The sequence below is a fragment of the Acinetobacter terrae genome, assembly GCF_013004375.1.
GTDB classification, from domain to species: Bacteria; Pseudomonadota; Gammaproteobacteria; order Pseudomonadales; family Moraxellaceae; genus Acinetobacter; species Acinetobacter terrae.
Map to the genome: position 1 here is coordinate 1 of NZ_JABERI010000021.1, position 15,301 is coordinate 15,301.

Consider the following 15,301-nt stretch of genomic DNA (forward strand, 5'->3'; position numbering starts at 1 on the left):
GATGGTAGTGTGGGGTTACCCATGTGAGAGTAAGTCATCGCCAGCTCATTATTCCGAAAAATCCCCCTCCGCTATAAAGCAGAGGGGGATTTTTTATGCCTGAAGGAAAGGGAAAGTAAAGAGACTTTATCTGTACAATTCCTCATTATTTTCAGACTTGTAGTCTGGGAAAGGAATAATGCAAAATATGTAAAATAAAAATATAGGAATATAAAATGAAACAGAATAAGCAATTCGAAATACAATTAAACGAAGACCAAGCAGCACATCTTTTAAATATTTTAAAAATACGATTTGAACAGAATATGCAGCGGCATAAAGCAATGCAATGGTCAAAAATCCAGCAAAAGCTGGAAGCAAGCCCAACTAAAATGTGGTCATTGCATGAAATGGAACGAACAGGTGGTGAACCTGATGTCGTATTGCATGATCATATCACCGATCACTATGTTTTTATGGATTGTAGTATAGAGAGCCCATCGGGTCGTAGAAGCTTATGTTATGACCGAAAAGCACTAGATTCCAGGAAAGCCCATAAACCTGAAAATTCAGTCTTAGATCTTGCTTCAGTTATGGGAGTCGAATTGTTAACCGAGCATGATTATTATGAACTGCAAGCAATAGATTCGATTGATATGAAAACTTCAAGCTGGTTATTTACACCGGATGATATCCGCAAGAAAGGTGGCGCTCTTTTTGCTGATAAGCGTTATGGACGAGTTTTTGTTTATCATAATGGAGCAGAATCTTATTATGCTTCTCGAGGTTTTCGGGCGTTAGTTAGAGTCTAGATATAACAAATGAATATGAATAATATCCTCCTATCCAATAGGCAGGAGGATTTTGATTAAATTTATAAAGCACCCTTTAAAGTGTTGTGATGTTGTTTAACTTGCCTTGCATACTTTTCACCTTGTTTTTTCATTTTAGAGCTGGAGTTATAGCCCGCAGGTCCAACATTATAATAAGCAAGCGCTTTAGGCCAACTTCCTGCTTTATTGTTATAGGTGGATAAAATATAGGTGCCGCAATTAATATTATGATATTCATCACTTAAATCACCTGGACATGTTTGTTGCCAGTAACGTGGAATCACCTGAGTGAGTCCAACGGCACCCGCGGGTGAAATGGCATAGTTCCTATAACTTGATTCTTGTCGAATCATGGCAGCTACTAGTAATGGATCAACAGCATATTTGTCCGAACTTTGGATAATCATGGGAGATACACGATTTGCTGTATCGGGTGCAACAGCATATGCTTTTTGTATGCCTGTGGATAATTTGGCAGATCGTTTAGCGACTGAACTCCCACCAAAGGATGTACAGCCGGTAAAAGCTAGAGCAGTAATGACGATAGCTGTTGATTTAAATGTAAAAAAATTATTATGGGATAATTTTGAACGTAAATGAGATAAATAGCGCGTAATCAACAAGGTTAGAAACCCAAAGTAAAATTTTATTGAAGTTATGCTAGTGGTCTGTGTAGCGTGAGTCAATAGTTGATGTTTTGTATTATTCAAATGATTTGTGAAGTATTTTGATGAATTGATCATTCAATAATTGAATATGACAAGCTTTAAATTAAAGCGTCCCATTACGTTAATGGGACTTATCGCTTAGAGATTTTGTTAATTATCCAATTCTTGCAAAATAGCTTGATTAAAGGCAGGGATATCATCGGGGCTTCGCGATGTGATCAATGGCCAATTATTGGTATTGCAGCGATGAACTTCTTCATCAACCCAATTCGCACCGGCATTTTCTAAATCCAGTTTTATACTTTTATAAGAGGTTAAATTTTTATCTTTAATTCTTTCCGCATTAATTAATACCCACGGTCCATGACAAATGGCAGCAATAGGTTTTGCATTATCGGTAAAGTGCTGAATAATTTTGTGAGCATCCTTATTTAATCGAAGGGTATCAGCATTTACCGTTCCTCCAGGAATGACCAAAATATCATAGTCCTCCGGAGAGACTCTAGATAAAGTGGTTTGCGGTGTATAAGAGGTTGCATGTTCCTTATCACTCTTAACCGTTTGAACATCCTTTTGTTCTTCTGCGGCATGAATCACTTCAATACCTTTTGATTGTAAATATTCAGACGGTTTGATCAGCTCATCTTGTTCTACGCCCACATTTGAAGTAATAAATAAGGCTTTTTTAGACATTTTAGTGATCCTGAATGACTGATTGAAACTTTAACATTAGCAAGCTGAACCAATGAAGCTGTACAAATTTTGGCTTATTCTTGTTAAGGTTTGAAAATTCTTGGCAAAAAATAAGCCCCATCATCGTGACGGGGCTTATTCATATTAGTTACAAGGTACAACTCCTGTTTTACCTTTATGCATCCTGCTTATATCGTTTATTATTTTTATTATGGAAACATCTTGCTTCCTAATATTTTTATATTAAGGCTCATGCTGATTTTAGCATAGGCGTCAATGAAGGCTTTCTGTGTAAGCAAATGCTGACATGGGGTTATAAATCAAAAGGCTTAATATAAGAAATCTCAAATTAAAGAAGGTTCTTTTTAATGCTAGAACATTGTTTAAAATGTAGAAGAATTACAGTCGTTTTTCCATCCAAATTTCACAGGCATGACTATGACCTGTGTTGCCTTTGGGATGATTTAAATACTCAAACCCTAATTTTTCATAAAGTTTGACGGCTTGCCAAAGTTCTTTGGTGGTTTCTAGGTAACAAGATTTAAAACCTTGCTGTAGGGTAAACTGAAAAGCTTTTTCTAGCAGTTGCTTAGCAAATCCTAGACCGCGTATTTCTGGTAAAAAATACATTTTTTGAATTTCTAGAAGGGTGTGATCACCTTTTAAAGGAGATAAACCACCGCCACCCAAAATTTCACCCTGTTCATTTTCAATCACCCAGTATTGAGCATTAGGTTGATGATAAACTTTGTATAAGTCATCTAAAATTGGGTCAGCTACAGCAAAACCTGATTCAGGAGCAAGTCCAAATTCTTGGGAAACTTTGCGAATGATGCGTGCCATTTTAGCATTATCTTGTGCTTGAATAGGTCTAACTTGATACATAAGCTTAAATCTATAGAAATAAAAAGAGATGGATTTTTATAACCCTATACCTGATAAAAATCCATCTCCTTTAAGGTTTTATGCAGAGAAAATGCATAAAACTTATTTTAATTCACTCGAACTCTTGCCTAATTCACGTCGTGCGATAATCAATTGCTGAATTTGTTGGGTACCTTCAAAAATATCGAGAATTTTTGAGTCACGTGCCCATTTTTCCAGTAATTCATCTTCGTTATAACCAATGCTTGCAGCAAGTTCTACGCATTTTAAGGTGATTTCATTACACATCCGTCCCGCTTTTGCTTTGGAAATGGAGGCTTCACGTGAGTTTGGCTTTTTATTATCTGCCATCCAGGCCGCTTTCATGGTGAGTAAGCGAGCAGCTTCCCATTCCGCCTCCATACGGTAAATTTGTGCTGCGATATGGGAGGTTTGCAAATAGGGCGTAGCGTAATTTTCATCTAATTGATCTTTAAAAATTTCTTTAATTCTTTCTAAAGAGGCTTTTGCACAACCGACAGCCATCGCTGCAACCAAAGGGCGAGTATTGTCAAAAGTTTCCATGACACCAGCAAAGCCTTTGGCAACATCAATTTCAGCATGGCCCAATAAGTTTTCTGCAGGCACACGACAGTCAATAAAACTGATGACCGCGGTATCAGACGCTTTAATCCCCAGTTTATGTTCAAGGCGTTCCACTTTCATTCCTGAAGTGCCTTTAGGAACCACAAAGGATTTAATAGCCGCACGTCCGAGTTTCTTATCTAATGTTGCCCAGACCACAACAGAGTCAGCACGCTCACCAGAGGTCACAAAAATCTTTTCACCATTTATGATGTAATCATTACCATCTTTGGTAGCCGTGGTTCGAATCGCTGCTGAGTCGGAACCACAACCGGGTTCAGTAATCGCCATAGCCGCCCACGTGCCTTTAAAGCGTTCCAACTGTTCATCATTTGCGACTGCTGCAATGGCAGAGTTGCCTAAACCTTGACGGGGCATACTGAGTAATAAGCCAGTATCTCCATAGCACATCTCGATCACGCCGAGTACGGTGGACATGTTGACGCCATTTTTATTTCCTGCTTCTGTGCTTCCACGTTTTCCAACCGCAGCCCCCGCATTTATTCCGTCGCCACCATCATTCATGCCATCAATTAATGAGGCAAACATGTCGAGTTCTTTCGGATAGCTGTGTTCGGCTTTGTCATATTTTCGTGAAATCGGACGTAATACATTTAAAGCTGATTCATGCGCCTGATCTATCAGCATCTTAAATTTTTTAGGATTTTGTAAATTCATTTGCGTAATTCCTTATTTTTATAGATTAAGCATGTAAGCCTGAATGTAAGATCGCTGTGGCGCGTAAGTCACGGTACCAACGCTCAACCGGATGTTCCTTGGTAAATCCATGACCACCCAGAATTTGCACACCATCCGTGCCAATTTTCATTGATTTTTCTGCACAGAGTAGGCGTGCTAAATAGGCTTCGCGATGAAAAGGTTGACCTGCCTCAGCAAGACTGGCAGCGTTTAAGATCAGCATACGCATGGCATCAATTTCAATCGCCATATCTGCAATCATAAACGCCACACTTTGTCGGTGTGAAATAGGCTCACCAAAAGCAGTACGCTCATTGGCATATTGAATACAGTAAGCTTTTACTGCTTCACAGGTTCCCACAGCCATCGCACACCACATTAAATTGCCTAAATCCAAGAAAGCAGTGTAATTAAAGTCATCATCACCTAATAATTCAGCAGGGCTATTATTGAAATATAATGTTACGGTTTCTGCAGCTTTTAGACCCATTGCTGAGCTTTTCTTTGCGGTAATACTATTGTCACGTTTGACGATAAAAACCTCGGGCGAGCCATTCAGTTCAGCATTCACCAGAAATAAATCGGCAGTTTCACCTAATAGCACTAAAGTTTTTTCACCCTGAAGGGTGTATTTTCCATGGGTTGAACTTGCTTTGGTCTTTAGGTTGAATGGGTTAAATGCAGGAGTCGCTTCTTGTACGGCAAATGTAGCGTGAATATCGGGATCATTTGTGAAGCTTGCTAAATAGGTAGACTGAACTTTTTCAGAACCCCATTGTGTAATTGCATTAATCACACTAAATGTTGAAAGTAAGCCTGCCGTTAAGGTGAAATCACCTTTGGCCAAATGTTCAGCAATCAGGATATTACTTAGAATGTTTTTTTCGGTTGCAACTCCACCCAGAGCTTCTGTAAGAGCATAGTCATTCAGTCCTAAGTCGGTAGCATGTTGCCAAAGTGCTGCGGGAAATTTTTCATTATTGTCTGCTTCAGCCGCTAAGGGATAAAGCACTTCTGATGCAAATTGGTCCATTGCATCACAGGTCATTTGCTGTTCTTTAGTCAAGCTTAAATCAAATAATGACTTGTGTTGATTGGGTAAACGTTGTTTGCTGACATTGGAATTGGCTTTAAATGCTTTTTGGGTTTTAGTTAAGGTTTTAAAACCGATTTTTGAACCTTGATATAACGATTTTTCAAGAAATTTACGCAGTTTGAATTGATCAAGAACATCGCTACCGGCAATTTTAGTGATGAGTGATAGCCCAAATCCTTGTGCTTTGTTTACCATATTGGTCATTGTTATCGTCCATCGATTTTCGATTCTTTGTATTTTTATGCTGACATGCAAACTTAGAAAAGACTATGTCATGACTGACAATTAAAATTGACTTAGATGAACGGTTTAAAATGAATTTTAAAGTTATTAAATGATTGAATAATATTTATTTTTAATCATTATAAAGGTGGGTTATAAAGGTAAGGTTGACTAGAATGACAATGCAGCCACTCTAGTCAGAATCGATTATAAAAATTTTGCGACCATCTTGCGCACATTGGTTTTTGCATCGATCACGGTCATAAATGTGTATGCCCCAATGAATTTACGGCTAATAAACATAAATTCTTTCGGGGGGACGCTGAAATAACGCGATGCCATCGATTTGGATGCACGTTGCATCACGCGACTATGCAATTGGCTTTTTTTCCAGTCATAGCGTTGCTGCTCATCCATCACACCTTCAGGTAAGTCTGGATTATTAGCAGTTGTGCTAAATGCTTCAGTGGCCAATAAAAACACTTTTGCCATATCTGGCTTAATGCTTTGCGGAATTGAATCAAAGAATTCATAACCGGTCATGGCACGAACCATTTCATCACTATCGTGACGATAACCGGCCTGGATTAAATTGCGTGCAACACTCAGCAAGTGCTCATCAAATTGACGAATGGCCCCAAAATCTAACAGGATAATTTTATCTTGGCTATCTGAACCATTACCCAAACGAACCAAATAATTACCAAAGTTTGGATCGGTCTGCATTTCACCCCATTCAAAAATTTCACGTACTGCAATCTCGAGTGAAGCTTCACCGATTTGATTGCGACGCTCTTGAGGCAAAGAGAGCATGACAGGGCTATTGATCGGCACACCGCGTTCAAAGGTCATGCACAAAATTTGATCTGTGCAATAATCATCAATAATTTGTGGCACGATATAGCGCGGATCGTCTTTTAAACGTTCGGCAAAACGACGTGTCGTTGCAGCTTCAATATCATAATCAACTTCACGGTGCATCATTTCGCGAACTTCATCAAACCACTGATCAAATTCACGAGTTTGCGGCACCATGCGGGTCAATTTGAGCATATTTTTAAATAAGCTCATATCCGAATCAATGGCATCGGCTACGCCAGGATATTGAATTTTAAGTACAATTTCCATACCATCTGATTTACGCGTGGCGCGATGGACTTGCGCTAAAGATGCGGTGCCTAATGGTTCATGATCAATAGTTAAATCATTCAGTTTAGAACCCAATTGTTGTTCTAAATGTTCTTTAATCGCTGGCCATGCAAGCGCGATGGTTTGATTATTTAAAGTATTCAGCGCTTGAGTAATTTCTTCTGGCAAAAAATGTTCGCCATAAAGCGCCATCATTTGCCCGATCTTAACGATAGAACCTTTTAATTTTCCAATTTCAGAAACAAGATAATCCGCCTGTTCTTTCATGGCTTTTTTACGTTTCTTTTCTTTGTCTGCTTCATTGGAGAACATAGTGGTTGCGCTAGAGGCAGCCCAACGCGTTCCTGCTAGTAATGAAGCTTTAGCGATAGATAAGCGTCGATCCATAGAGGAAGTTTTGAGTTGTTTAAGCTTATCGTTCTGATCTGACATTAAACAAAATCCTTTAATCAGCAAGTCGCAGAATAATTAATTGTAGCGGATATTACCGTGTATTCACGTATTAAAAAAGTTCAACCTGCTGTACAGAGCATTAATATGCTTAATATTTAATTTATTTTTCAATAAAAAGCCTGAGTCTTATGAGATGTAGAGGCTTTTTCACACTGTTGAACTAAATTGGTAACAACCTTATTTATTCGCTTTTAGAGGAATACGAGCACAAGAAATTGTCTTGTCTGTATATAAATGTTTACATACGGAATTGAATTTTAATGTCACTTTTTTGCTGCAATACGGTTTTATTGTCTTGAATATGTTTAAAAATCATGGCTTGAACGCTGTCATGTTTAAAACCAAGAGCATAACCTTTTACAATAATAATGCTCGGTAAACTAAAGAACAGATATTTGGCATCATCTTCTGATGGGGCTGTGTAGATATCGTGTTCAATCAAGGTTTGCTGAAAGAATTGTTTCTCGCTTTCAACCTGGACTGAAGCTGTATCATTCCAATAGTTTTGGCGCATTGCCATTAAATTATTGTGTTTGTAGCTCATAAAAAAAATATTTAGACAAAGAATGAAAACTATATAAGGGCATTTGCTGCAGATTCAATGTGTAATTGTAAAGAAGTTTTTATCTGATTTAGGCTTAAACTGCCGTGATATAGGAATTTGCACATGATTGTTGTAGTATCCCTGAATAAACAAAACAATAGTATTTAAAATTGAGTCATTTAAGACAGGGGAATGTGATGCGATTTGTACTACCAGTGATTTTTAGTGTAGCTGCTTTGGGTTCGAACTCAGTTTTAGCACAAGGATATTCTGATGAATATAACAAATGTCTAAACACATCTTATGGTCAAACTGCAACAGTTAAAAACTGTGTGGATAAGGAATTAAAAACGCAGGGAAAACTTTTAAACAAATACTATAAAAATTATTTAAAAAATAGTGGTGATAATCAAAGCAGTGTTAAGCAACAACATCAACTCTGGGTAAACCGTCTTAATCAACAATGCTATTACAATGTGACCTCTGCATCTATAGAGGTTCGACAAGCAAAATGCGTATTAGAAATGACAATGGAGCGAGCTTACTATTATAAAACTAAGCAAATTGCGTATAGATAATTGTTTTGAAGCTGATTGAAACATTATAAAAAACGGTTAAAACAAGGTATCATAAGGCGCTTTAAAAAATTTGACCTTGGAGATGCCTTAAGTGGATCAACTGACTATTAGCCCTGAACATTTACAGGAAGCCGCTGAAAACCTAAGCACAATTCGTGATTTTATCCGTTTTGGTGTTTCAGCTCTACGTCAATACGATGCACACTTAGGTCAAGGTACAGAAGACTTTTTTGCAGAAAGCTCGGCTTTAGTATTGCAAACATTGGCATTGGACTGGAGCGCAAATCCAGAAATTCTAGATGCGAAATTACTGCCAAGTGAAAAAGCTGAATTTATCAGTTTGCTTGAACGTCGTATCAATGAAAAAGTGCCAACTTCATATTTATTGAATCTTGCATATTTCTGTGACAAACCTTATTACGTTGACGAACGTGTACTTATTCCACGTTCACCAATTGCAGAATTGATTCAAAACCGTTTCGCGCCATATTGCTTAGATGAAAATCATCAGCCACGTGAAGGTGTCAACAACTTACCGGAAAATCCAAATCCTATAATGCCACGTCGTATTTTAGATATGTGTACTGGTTCAGGTTGTATTGCCATTGCACTCGCTTATGCATTCCCAGAAGCAGAAGTGGATGCGACAGATTTATCGAAAGATGCGTTAGAAGTGGCTCAGATTAACTGTGAACATCATAACCAACAATTCCAAGTAGCATTGATGGAATCAGATCTATTTGCAAAAATTCCTGCTGAAAATCAATATGATTTAATCGTGTCCAATCCTCCGTATGTAGATGCTGAAGATATGGCGGATTTACCGGCTGAATTTTTGCATGAGCCAGAACTTGCACTTGCTGCAGGTCAAGACGGTTTAGACTTGGTTCGTAAAATGTTAGCGCAAGCTGCGGATTACTTAACTGAAGATGGTTTAATTATCATTGAAGTAGGAAATTCTGAATGGGCAATGAAACAGAACTTTAATACCGTGGATTTCCATTGGTTAACTTTCCAAAAAGGTGGTTCGGGTATTTTTGCTTTAACAGCAGAACAATGCCGTAAATACCGTGATTTATTTGTACAATCTGTTCAAGCATAAGGAGTTGTGAACATGGCAGGTAATAGTATTGGACAACTGTTCCGTGTAACGACTTGTGGTGAATCTCATGGCGTTGGCCTGATGGCAATTGTCGATGGTGTGCCGCCTGGGATTGAACTGACTGAAGCAGATTTACAAAAAGATTTAGACCGTCGTAAGCCGGGAACCTCTAAATTCGCAACTCAGCGTAAAGAGCCGGATGAAGTTGAAATTATTTCCGGTGTATTTGAGGGTAAAACCACAGGTACATCGATTGGTTTATTGATTCGTAATACGGATCAAAAATCGAAAGATTATGGCAATATTGCGCAAACTTTCCGTCCGGGTCACGCCGATTATACCTATACCCAAAAGTATGGTTTCCGTGATTACCGTGGTGGCGGTCGCTCAAGCGCGCGTGAAACTGCAATGCGTGTGGCAGCCGGTGCAATTGCAAAAAAATACCTGGCTGAAAAGTTTGATATCGTGATTCGTGGTCATGTAACGCAAATTGGTACAGAAAAAGCTAATACATTGGATTGGAATGAAGTTCCAAACAATCCATTTTTCTGTGGTGATGTTGATGCCGTTCCACGCTTTGAAGCTTTAGTGACTTCACTTCGTGAGCAAGGCACAAGCTGTGGTGCGAAGCTGGAAATTCTTGCAGAGAATGTTCCAGTCGGTTGGGGCGAGCCAGTATTTGACCGATTAGATGCCGATATCGCACATGCCATGATGAGTATTAACGCGGTTAAAGGCGTTGAAATTGGTGATGGTTTTGCGGTTGCTGAACAGTTTGGTCATGAATCACGTGATGAATTGACGACAGAAGGTTTCCTTGCCAATCATGCGGGTGGGATTCTGGGGGGTATTTCCAGTGGTCAAACCATTCGTGTGGCAATCGCACTGAAACCAACTGCAAGTATTACCACACCGGGTAAAACCATTAATATCGACCGCGAAGATACGGACGTATTGACCAAAGGTCGTCATGACCCTTGCGTAGGCGTGCGTGCGACACCAATCGCTGAAGCCATGTTTGCGATTGTGTTGATGGATCACTTCATGCGTCATCGTGCACAAAATGCGGATGTAGTTGTGCCATTTGCACCGATTTAAGCCTAAGTGAATAGCAACAAAAAAGCACTACTTTGTTAGCTACAAACTTAGATAAAAAAACCAGACTTAAAGTCTGGTTTTTTTATGGATAGAATTTTGTTTGATGATGCTTTGTGGTAATTTTTATTAAATTCAATTTTTTTAGAAAAATAATGAAGTCATTAAGATATAGAACCGCAAATTTAAATGATATCGACAACCTAATAAGTTTAATTAATCAGGCATATCGTACCAATACAGGGGTTAGCTGGACCAGTGAACAAGATATTATGGCCGGAGATCGAATCAATCATCAGCAATTATTAAAGAGTTTAGAACAAAAAAATTTCTCTTTATTTGTTGCTGAAACTTTGGGAAATAAGCAGTCTGATTTAGTCGCCTGTATAGGTTTAACCTTTCAGCAAAATAACGTTGAAATAGGAACTTTTTGTGTCAATTCACACTGGCAAAATCAGGGTATTGGAAAGCATGTTTTGGAATATGCTGAAAAAAGGGCCTTAGAAATTTTTCCAGCATTCAATCATTATGAAATGTTTGTACTCGATGCAAGAACAGAGCTGATTCAATATTATGAAAGATGTGGTTATTCAAAAATAGCATGTATCGAGTCTTATCCGATTCATGCAAATGTAGGGCAACCTTTGATTGATTTGAAATTACAGCATATGACCAAGTCGGTAATTAAATAGAGATAAATCAGTTAATGTGGAATTTTCAATGCTTGACCATTTTGCTTAAAAAATAAAATCCAATTAAGTGCCTGATCTTATCGTTTTAAGAGAGCCAAATCAGAGCGTTGAATTCATATAAATGTGCAATTTGAATAACTGATTTCAATTCATTTTTACCAGATTTAAATTTTTATAATTCTTTTTTAATCTTAATTATTTGATATACAACTCTATTTTTATTTAAGTGGAATTAATTAACAAATAAATGAATTTAGTGCTCGCGAATGGTACAAAAGTTGCTCATATTAATATAAGCAATTATTGCAGGAGAGATGTTCTTCTGTGAACACGCCGAAGGAGCAACGACCCCGGAAACTCTCAGGCAAAAGGACTGTAATAATTTCAAAAATCTGGAGAGAAGCATATTAAATATGCTCACCGAAGGGGATGGTCAGTGTTAAGTTTTTAACGTCATGATCGAAGCTCTCAGGTATCAATGACAGATGGGGCTCAGAAGAAATGTATACACATTTCCAGGGAGTGTCGTATGTGTCGTATCGTGGTGATCGGATCCGGAATTACCGGTGTTACTTCCGCCTATGAGCTGGCAAAATTGGGCTATAAAGTCACGGTCATAGATAAACATTTGTATCCTGCGATGGAAACCTCATTTGCCAATGGTGGACAAATTTCTGCCTGTAATGCAGAAGTCTGGAATCAAAAAGCCACAGTACTGAAAGGTATTAAGTGGATGTCGAATAAGAATGCACCACTGTTACTTAACCCTTCATTTGACCTGCATAAATATGGCTGGTTAATGGAATTCATGAGCAATATTAAAAATTATGAAGCCAATACTCGCGATACCGTAAAAATGGCGTTATTAGCCCGTGAGCATTTATTCGCTGTTGCTGAACAAGAAAATATTCAGTTTGATTTGGAAAAGCGTGGAATTCTGCATTTCTACCACAGCAAGCTTGATTATGACGTGGCAACTCGGGTTAATACTTTGCTTAATGAGGGTGGTTTGGAAAGAATTCCGGTTACACCGGCAGAAATTAAAAGTATAGAGCCGAGTTTGAAAGAAGAATATTATGGCGGCTTTTATTGTCCCGGAGATGCCACAGGCGATATTCATAAATTTACCAAGGGGCTTGCCGAGGCATCTGAAAAATATGGCGTGAAATACCTGTTTGGCATGGAAGTGACTGATGTAAAACATCATGCCAAAGGTGTCACTGTGCTTTACCATGCTAGCAATGAAAATATGCGCTTAGATGCAGCGACAGTTGAATCATTGGAAGCGGATGCTGTGGTGGTTTGTGGGGGGGTAGGAAGTTATCACTTGGCAAATTTACTGGGCGATCGGGTCAATATATATCCAGTTAAAGGTTATTCCATTACTCTAGATTTAAATGATGAGGACAGTGTCAAAAATGCGCCGTGGGTCAGCCTGCTGGATGAAAGTTCTAAAATTGTGACTTCACGTTTAGGTGCAGATCGTTTACGTGTTGCAGGAACGGCTGAATTTAATGGTTATAACCGAGATATTCGTGCAGATCGCATACAACCACTGACAGATTGGGTGAATAAACATTTTGATATTAGTACTGAAAATGCGGTGCCTTGGGCAGGTTTACGCCCAATGATGCCCAATATGATGCCAATTGTTCGACGAGGAAAACGTGAACGGGTTTTTTATAATACCGGACATGGTCATTTAGGCTGGACATTATCTGCAGCTACAGCGGTGATGATTAGTCAGGAAGTCGCTTCACAACATCCAGTTTAAGTAATTAAAAAAGCATGGAGTTTTAGCTTCATGCTTTTTATTTTATCGCCTCTAAACCTATTTTCTGGTGTTTAGGTAATTTACTGATCACCAGTTCATATGAGGCAATGACTAAATCTTTTACCAATTCCATGGTGATTTCTTGGCCTGGATAAATCGTGATCCAGTGCTTTTTATTCATGTGATATCCCGGACGAATCGATGGATAGATATCACGCAGCATTTCAGCGTCTTGCGGGGAGCATTTCACAGTGATAATTTTTTCGCCTTGATAAATCATGGTCATCATAAAAATTTTATCTAAGACTTTATATACATCCACACCAAAGACAAAAGGTTGTGAGTGTTCAGCCGCCACTAAGCTTGTAGCTGTCTCAAGAGCAATTTTCTGAATCGAATGATCATCCATCAGCGCAATACTTTTTAAAAATCAAACTGAGTAATTAATCATAAATCCGGTATACACCGACAAAACGCTCACAACCTTTCTGTTCTGTTTTTACCGATAAAATGGCCTTATTAAAATCGAACTGATATTTGCAATCATGTTCATTATCAGTAATCTCACTTTTCTGTTCAGGCGTTGTATAGGCCAAGAAAGGAACAGTTTGTGTTTCTAATTTATTGTTCGGATTACGGTAGGCGATGCCTTCAATTTTAATTCTATCTTTGCTGAGTTGGTGGACTTGTAAATGTACGGGTTGACTGGCAATTTGCCCATTTTCAAATTTTAAATAATGATTGGTTAAACTCTGATTCAGGGAAGTATAAAAGTTGAGATCTTCAATGCGCAGTTCAAATTGTTGCTTATAACAGTCCAGACTTTTACATTGTTGTAAGCGCTTAAACCATAAAGTATGCGTATCTTCTAATAGGTGAACCGGTGCATCACTGACCAAAAATGCAGTGATATAATGATTGGTTAATTTCTCTCGAGATTGGGCAAAATTTTCAGCACAAATCTGTTTCATTGACGAGGTGTTGGGGCTGGAACAGTCAATTTTTTGAGCATGAGCCAAAGTTGAGCACAAACAGCCAATACTGAATAATGTGCTTAATGTTTTAATGAGATTAATATCGGTATTCACCAGCATGATCGCTTATAATTTCACTATGTTGCGCTGATGTAACTATAGCGAAATAGAAAGCGTGAATACAACATCTCAATCATTTATTTCTTAAGGATGCTCAAAGTGGTCGCACAAATTCGAATTGGTCAGGGAATGGATGTACACGCCTTTGAAGAGGGTGATTTTGTTACTTTGGCAGGGATTAAAATTCCACATACTCAAGGTTTAAAAGCACATTCAGATGGTGATGTGGTACTTCATGCTTTATGTGATGCATTATTGGGTGCTTTGGCTTTAGGCGATATCGGACAGCATTTTCCAGATACCGATGCAAAATTTAAAGGTGCTGATAGCCGTGTTTTGCTTAAACATGTCTATCAACTGATTTTAGACCGCGGTTATGTTCTGAATAATGCCGATATTACTGTTGCCTGTGAACGTCCAAAACTGGCGAAACATAATCTGGAAATGCGTCAAAGTATTGCAGATGTTCTGGATGTACATGTCACACAAATTAGTGTCAAAGCCACAACCACAGAAAAATTAGGCTTTACCGGACGTGAAGAAGGGATTTTATCGACGGCAACAGTTTTGATTTCGCATCAGGCAAAATGATCTGGATGGATCAGCGATTGCTGTAATTCTTTGGTGGCTTTGCGACCTTGCAGTTGTAGGGCTACCGCATGGATGAGACCTGTCCAAGTTTCATTCGGTTCCCAAATGCTATGCATCAGCTCTTGCGCCGTAGGCATATCCATATCCATATAGTATTGACGATATAAATACATCAAACTACTGACATGATAATTTTTGCTGCAATGCACCCAAACCATTTGTTCTTGTACTAAATGAGCCAGCATGTCTAAGATCAGTAAACATTGATCATCAGACGGTATTTCTGGCGAAATCGGAAATTGAATATAATTTAAGCCTAAATCTAAACAAATTTTATCTTCATGAGCTAAATGCTGCTCTGCATCAGACAATCCCAGATTCACAATCGTGGTCACGCCGTATTCTTTAATCAGTTTCAACTGTTCAGCCGTGGGCTGAGCTGAGGTGAATAGGTGTTCGTGAATAAACTGGAAATTCTCGATGTGGCTTAATACATTTTCAATTTCATTCATAAGATAAAATTTTTCCTA

The 15,301-nt window shown here is 38.5% G+C and carries 17 protein-coding genes and 1 riboswitch; of the genes, 7 read left to right on the forward strand and 10 right to left on the reverse strand.

Going from position 1 to position 15,301, the window contains the following annotated elements; translation table 11 throughout:
* Positions 1 to 215: 215 nt before the first annotated feature.
* Positions 216 to 791 carry a DUF4256 domain-containing protein gene (locus HLH14_RS09395; protein ID WP_067722812.1) on the forward strand — a complete coding sequence of 192 codons (576 nt, stop codon included), beginning with the start codon at positions 216 to 218 and terminating at the stop codon, positions 789 to 791.
* A 62-nt stretch (positions 792 to 853) separates the two neighbouring features.
* Here HLH14_RS09395 and HLH14_RS09400 read toward each other — a convergent pair whose 3' ends face one another.
* The 7 genes from HLH14_RS09400 to HLH14_RS09430 form a co-directional block, all read right to left on the reverse strand.
* The gene (locus HLH14_RS09400; protein ID WP_228139704.1) at positions 854 to 1,462 is read right to left on the reverse strand and encodes a lytic transglycosylase domain-containing protein; all 609 of its coding nucleotides are present in this window, start codon (positions 1,460 to 1,462) and stop codon (positions 854 to 856) included.
* 168 nt (positions 1,463 to 1,630) lie between these two features.
* The gene (locus tag HLH14_RS09405) at positions 1,631 to 2,173 is read right to left on the reverse strand and encodes a type 1 glutamine amidotransferase domain-containing protein (protein WP_086194783.1); all 543 of its coding nucleotides are present in this window, start codon (positions 2,171 to 2,173) and stop codon (positions 1,631 to 1,633) included.
* A gap of 399 nt (positions 2,174 to 2,572) precedes the next feature.
* Positions 2,573 to 3,058, reverse strand: a complete 486-nt coding sequence (locus HLH14_RS09410) for a GNAT family N-acetyltransferase (protein WP_067722808.1) — start codon at positions 3,056 to 3,058, stop codon at positions 2,573 to 2,575.
* Between the two features lie 102 nt (positions 3,059 to 3,160).
* Positions 3,161 to 4,360: an acyl-CoA dehydrogenase family protein gene (locus HLH14_RS09415; protein WP_067722807.1), complete on the reverse strand. Its 1,200-nt coding sequence runs from the start codon at positions 4,358 to 4,360 to the stop codon at positions 3,161 to 3,163.
* A gap of 25 nt (positions 4,361 to 4,385) precedes the next feature.
* A complete protein-coding gene (locus HLH14_RS09420; RefSeq protein ID WP_171255142.1) occupies positions 4,386 to 5,672 on the reverse strand; it encodes an acyl-CoA dehydrogenase family protein in 1,287 nt (428 codons plus the stop codon).
* A gap of 234 nt (positions 5,673 to 5,906) precedes the next feature.
* On the reverse strand, positions 5,907 to 7,280 hold the full coding sequence (locus HLH14_RS09425; RefSeq protein WP_067722803.1) for an ABC1 kinase family protein: 1,374 nt from the start codon (positions 7,278 to 7,280) through the stop codon (positions 5,907 to 5,909).
* A 259-nt stretch (positions 7,281 to 7,539) separates the two neighbouring features.
* A complete protein-coding gene (locus HLH14_RS09430; protein ID WP_067722801.1) occupies positions 7,540 to 7,845 on the reverse strand; it encodes a hypothetical protein in 306 nt (101 codons plus the stop codon).
* Positions 7,846 to 8,042: 197 nt separating this feature from the next.
* Here HLH14_RS09430 and HLH14_RS09435 point away from each other — a divergent pair, with 197 nt between their 5' ends.
* From HLH14_RS09435 to HLH14_RS09455, 5 genes are all read left to right on the forward strand, one after another.
* Positions 8,043 to 8,423, forward strand: coding sequence for a lysozyme inhibitor LprI family protein (locus HLH14_RS09435; RefSeq protein ID WP_067722799.1), 381 nt, complete (start codon positions 8,043 to 8,045; stop codon positions 8,421 to 8,423).
* Between the two features lie 91 nt (positions 8,424 to 8,514).
* The gene (gene prmB, locus HLH14_RS09440; protein ID WP_067722797.1) at positions 8,515 to 9,525 is read left to right on the forward strand and encodes a 50S ribosomal protein L3 N(5)-glutamine methyltransferase; all 1,011 of its coding nucleotides are present in this window, start codon (positions 8,515 to 8,517) and stop codon (positions 9,523 to 9,525) included.
* A gap of 12 nt (positions 9,526 to 9,537) precedes the next feature.
* Positions 9,538 to 10,623, forward strand: a complete 1,086-nt coding sequence (gene aroC, locus HLH14_RS09445; RefSeq protein WP_067722795.1) for a chorismate synthase — start codon at positions 9,538 to 9,540, stop codon at positions 10,621 to 10,623.
* A 152-nt stretch (positions 10,624 to 10,775) separates the two neighbouring features.
* Complete coding sequence (locus HLH14_RS09450) at positions 10,776 to 11,312, forward strand: GNAT family N-acetyltransferase (RefSeq protein WP_067722793.1); 537 nt, start codon at positions 10,776 to 10,778, stop codon at positions 11,310 to 11,312.
* 296 nt (positions 11,313 to 11,608) lie between these two features.
* Positions 11,609 to 11,698: riboswitch (glycine riboswitch) on the forward strand.
* Positions 11,699 to 11,841: 143 nt separating this feature from the next.
* Positions 11,842 to 13,086 carry a D-amino acid dehydrogenase gene (locus tag HLH14_RS09455; RefSeq protein ID WP_067722791.1) on the forward strand — a complete coding sequence of 415 codons (1,245 nt, stop codon included), beginning with the start codon at positions 11,842 to 11,844 and terminating at the stop codon, positions 13,084 to 13,086.
* 37 nt (positions 13,087 to 13,123) lie between these two features.
* Here the strand turns inward: HLH14_RS09455 and HLH14_RS09460 are convergent, their stop codons facing one another.
* Together HLH14_RS09460 and HLH14_RS09465 are read right to left on the reverse strand one after the other, a co-directional pair.
* On the reverse strand, positions 13,124 to 13,495 hold the full coding sequence (locus HLH14_RS09460; RefSeq protein WP_067722789.1) for an MmcQ/YjbR family DNA-binding protein: 372 nt from the start codon (positions 13,493 to 13,495) through the stop codon (positions 13,124 to 13,126).
* A 34-nt stretch (positions 13,496 to 13,529) separates the two neighbouring features.
* Positions 13,530 to 14,180, reverse strand: a complete 651-nt coding sequence (locus tag HLH14_RS09465; RefSeq protein ID WP_067722787.1) for an A1S_1983 family putative colistin resistance protein — start codon at positions 14,178 to 14,180, stop codon at positions 13,530 to 13,532.
* Between the two features lie 99 nt (positions 14,181 to 14,279).
* Between HLH14_RS09465 and ispF the strand changes: the two genes are divergently transcribed.
* Entirely contained in the window at positions 14,280 to 14,771 is a 492-nt protein-coding gene (gene ispF / locus HLH14_RS09470; RefSeq protein WP_067722784.1) for a 2-C-methyl-D-erythritol 2,4-cyclodiphosphate synthase, read from the forward strand.
* Here ispF and HLH14_RS09475 read toward each other — a convergent pair.
* Positions 14,759 to 15,283, reverse strand: a complete 525-nt coding sequence (locus HLH14_RS09475; protein WP_067722782.1) for a protein tyrosine phosphatase family protein — start codon at positions 15,281 to 15,283, stop codon at positions 14,759 to 14,761. The two genes, ispF and HLH14_RS09475, sit on opposite strands and share 13 nt — an antisense overlap.
* Positions 15,284 to 15,301 lie beyond the last annotated feature (18 nt).

Bases quoted from the DNA above. Each gene is read 5' to 3' on its own strand.
- HLH14_RS09475 (WP_067722782.1), bottom strand. From the start codon at position 15,283: ATGAATGAAATTGAAAATGTATTAAGCCACATCGAGAATTTCCAGTTT.
- aroC (WP_067722795.1), top strand. From the start codon at position 9,538: ATGGCAGGTAATAGTATTGGACAACTGTTCCGTGTAACGACTTGTGGT.
- HLH14_RS09395 (WP_067722812.1), top strand. From the start codon at position 216: ATGAAACAGAATAAGCAATTCGAAATACAATTAAACGAAGACCAAGCA.
- HLH14_RS09460 (WP_067722789.1), bottom strand. From the start codon at position 13,495: ATGGATGATCATTCGATTCAGAAAATTGCTCTTGAGACAGCTACAAGC.
- HLH14_RS09430 (WP_067722801.1), bottom strand. From the start codon at position 7,845: ATGAGCTACAAACACAATAATTTAATGGCAATGCGCCAAAACTATTGG.
- HLH14_RS09420 (WP_171255142.1), bottom strand. From the start codon at position 5,672: ATGGTAAACAAAGCACAAGGATTTGGGCTATCACTCATCACTAAAATT.
- HLH14_RS09415 (WP_067722807.1), bottom strand. From the start codon at position 4,360: ATGAATTTACAAAATCCTAAAAAATTTAAGATGCTGATAGATCAGGCG.
- HLH14_RS09405 (WP_086194783.1), bottom strand. From the start codon at position 2,173: ATGTCTAAAAAAGCCTTATTTATTACTTCAAATGTGGGCGTAGAACAA.
- HLH14_RS09435 (WP_067722799.1), top strand. From the start codon at position 8,043: ATGCGATTTGTACTACCAGTGATTTTTAGTGTAGCTGCTTTGGGTTCG.
- HLH14_RS09410 (WP_067722808.1), bottom strand. From the start codon at position 3,058: ATGTATCAAGTTAGACCTATTCAAGCACAAGATAATGCTAAAATGGCA.
- HLH14_RS09450 (WP_067722793.1), top strand. From the start codon at position 10,776: ATGAAGTCATTAAGATATAGAACCGCAAATTTAAATGATATCGACAAC.
- HLH14_RS09425 (WP_067722803.1), bottom strand. From the start codon at position 7,280: ATGTCAGATCAGAACGATAAGCTTAAACAACTCAAAACTTCCTCTATG.
- HLH14_RS09465 (WP_067722787.1), bottom strand. From the start codon at position 14,180: ATGCTGGTGAATACCGATATTAATCTCATTAAAACATTAAGCACATTA.
- HLH14_RS09455 (WP_067722791.1), top strand. From the start codon at position 11,842: ATGTGTCGTATCGTGGTGATCGGATCCGGAATTACCGGTGTTACTTCC.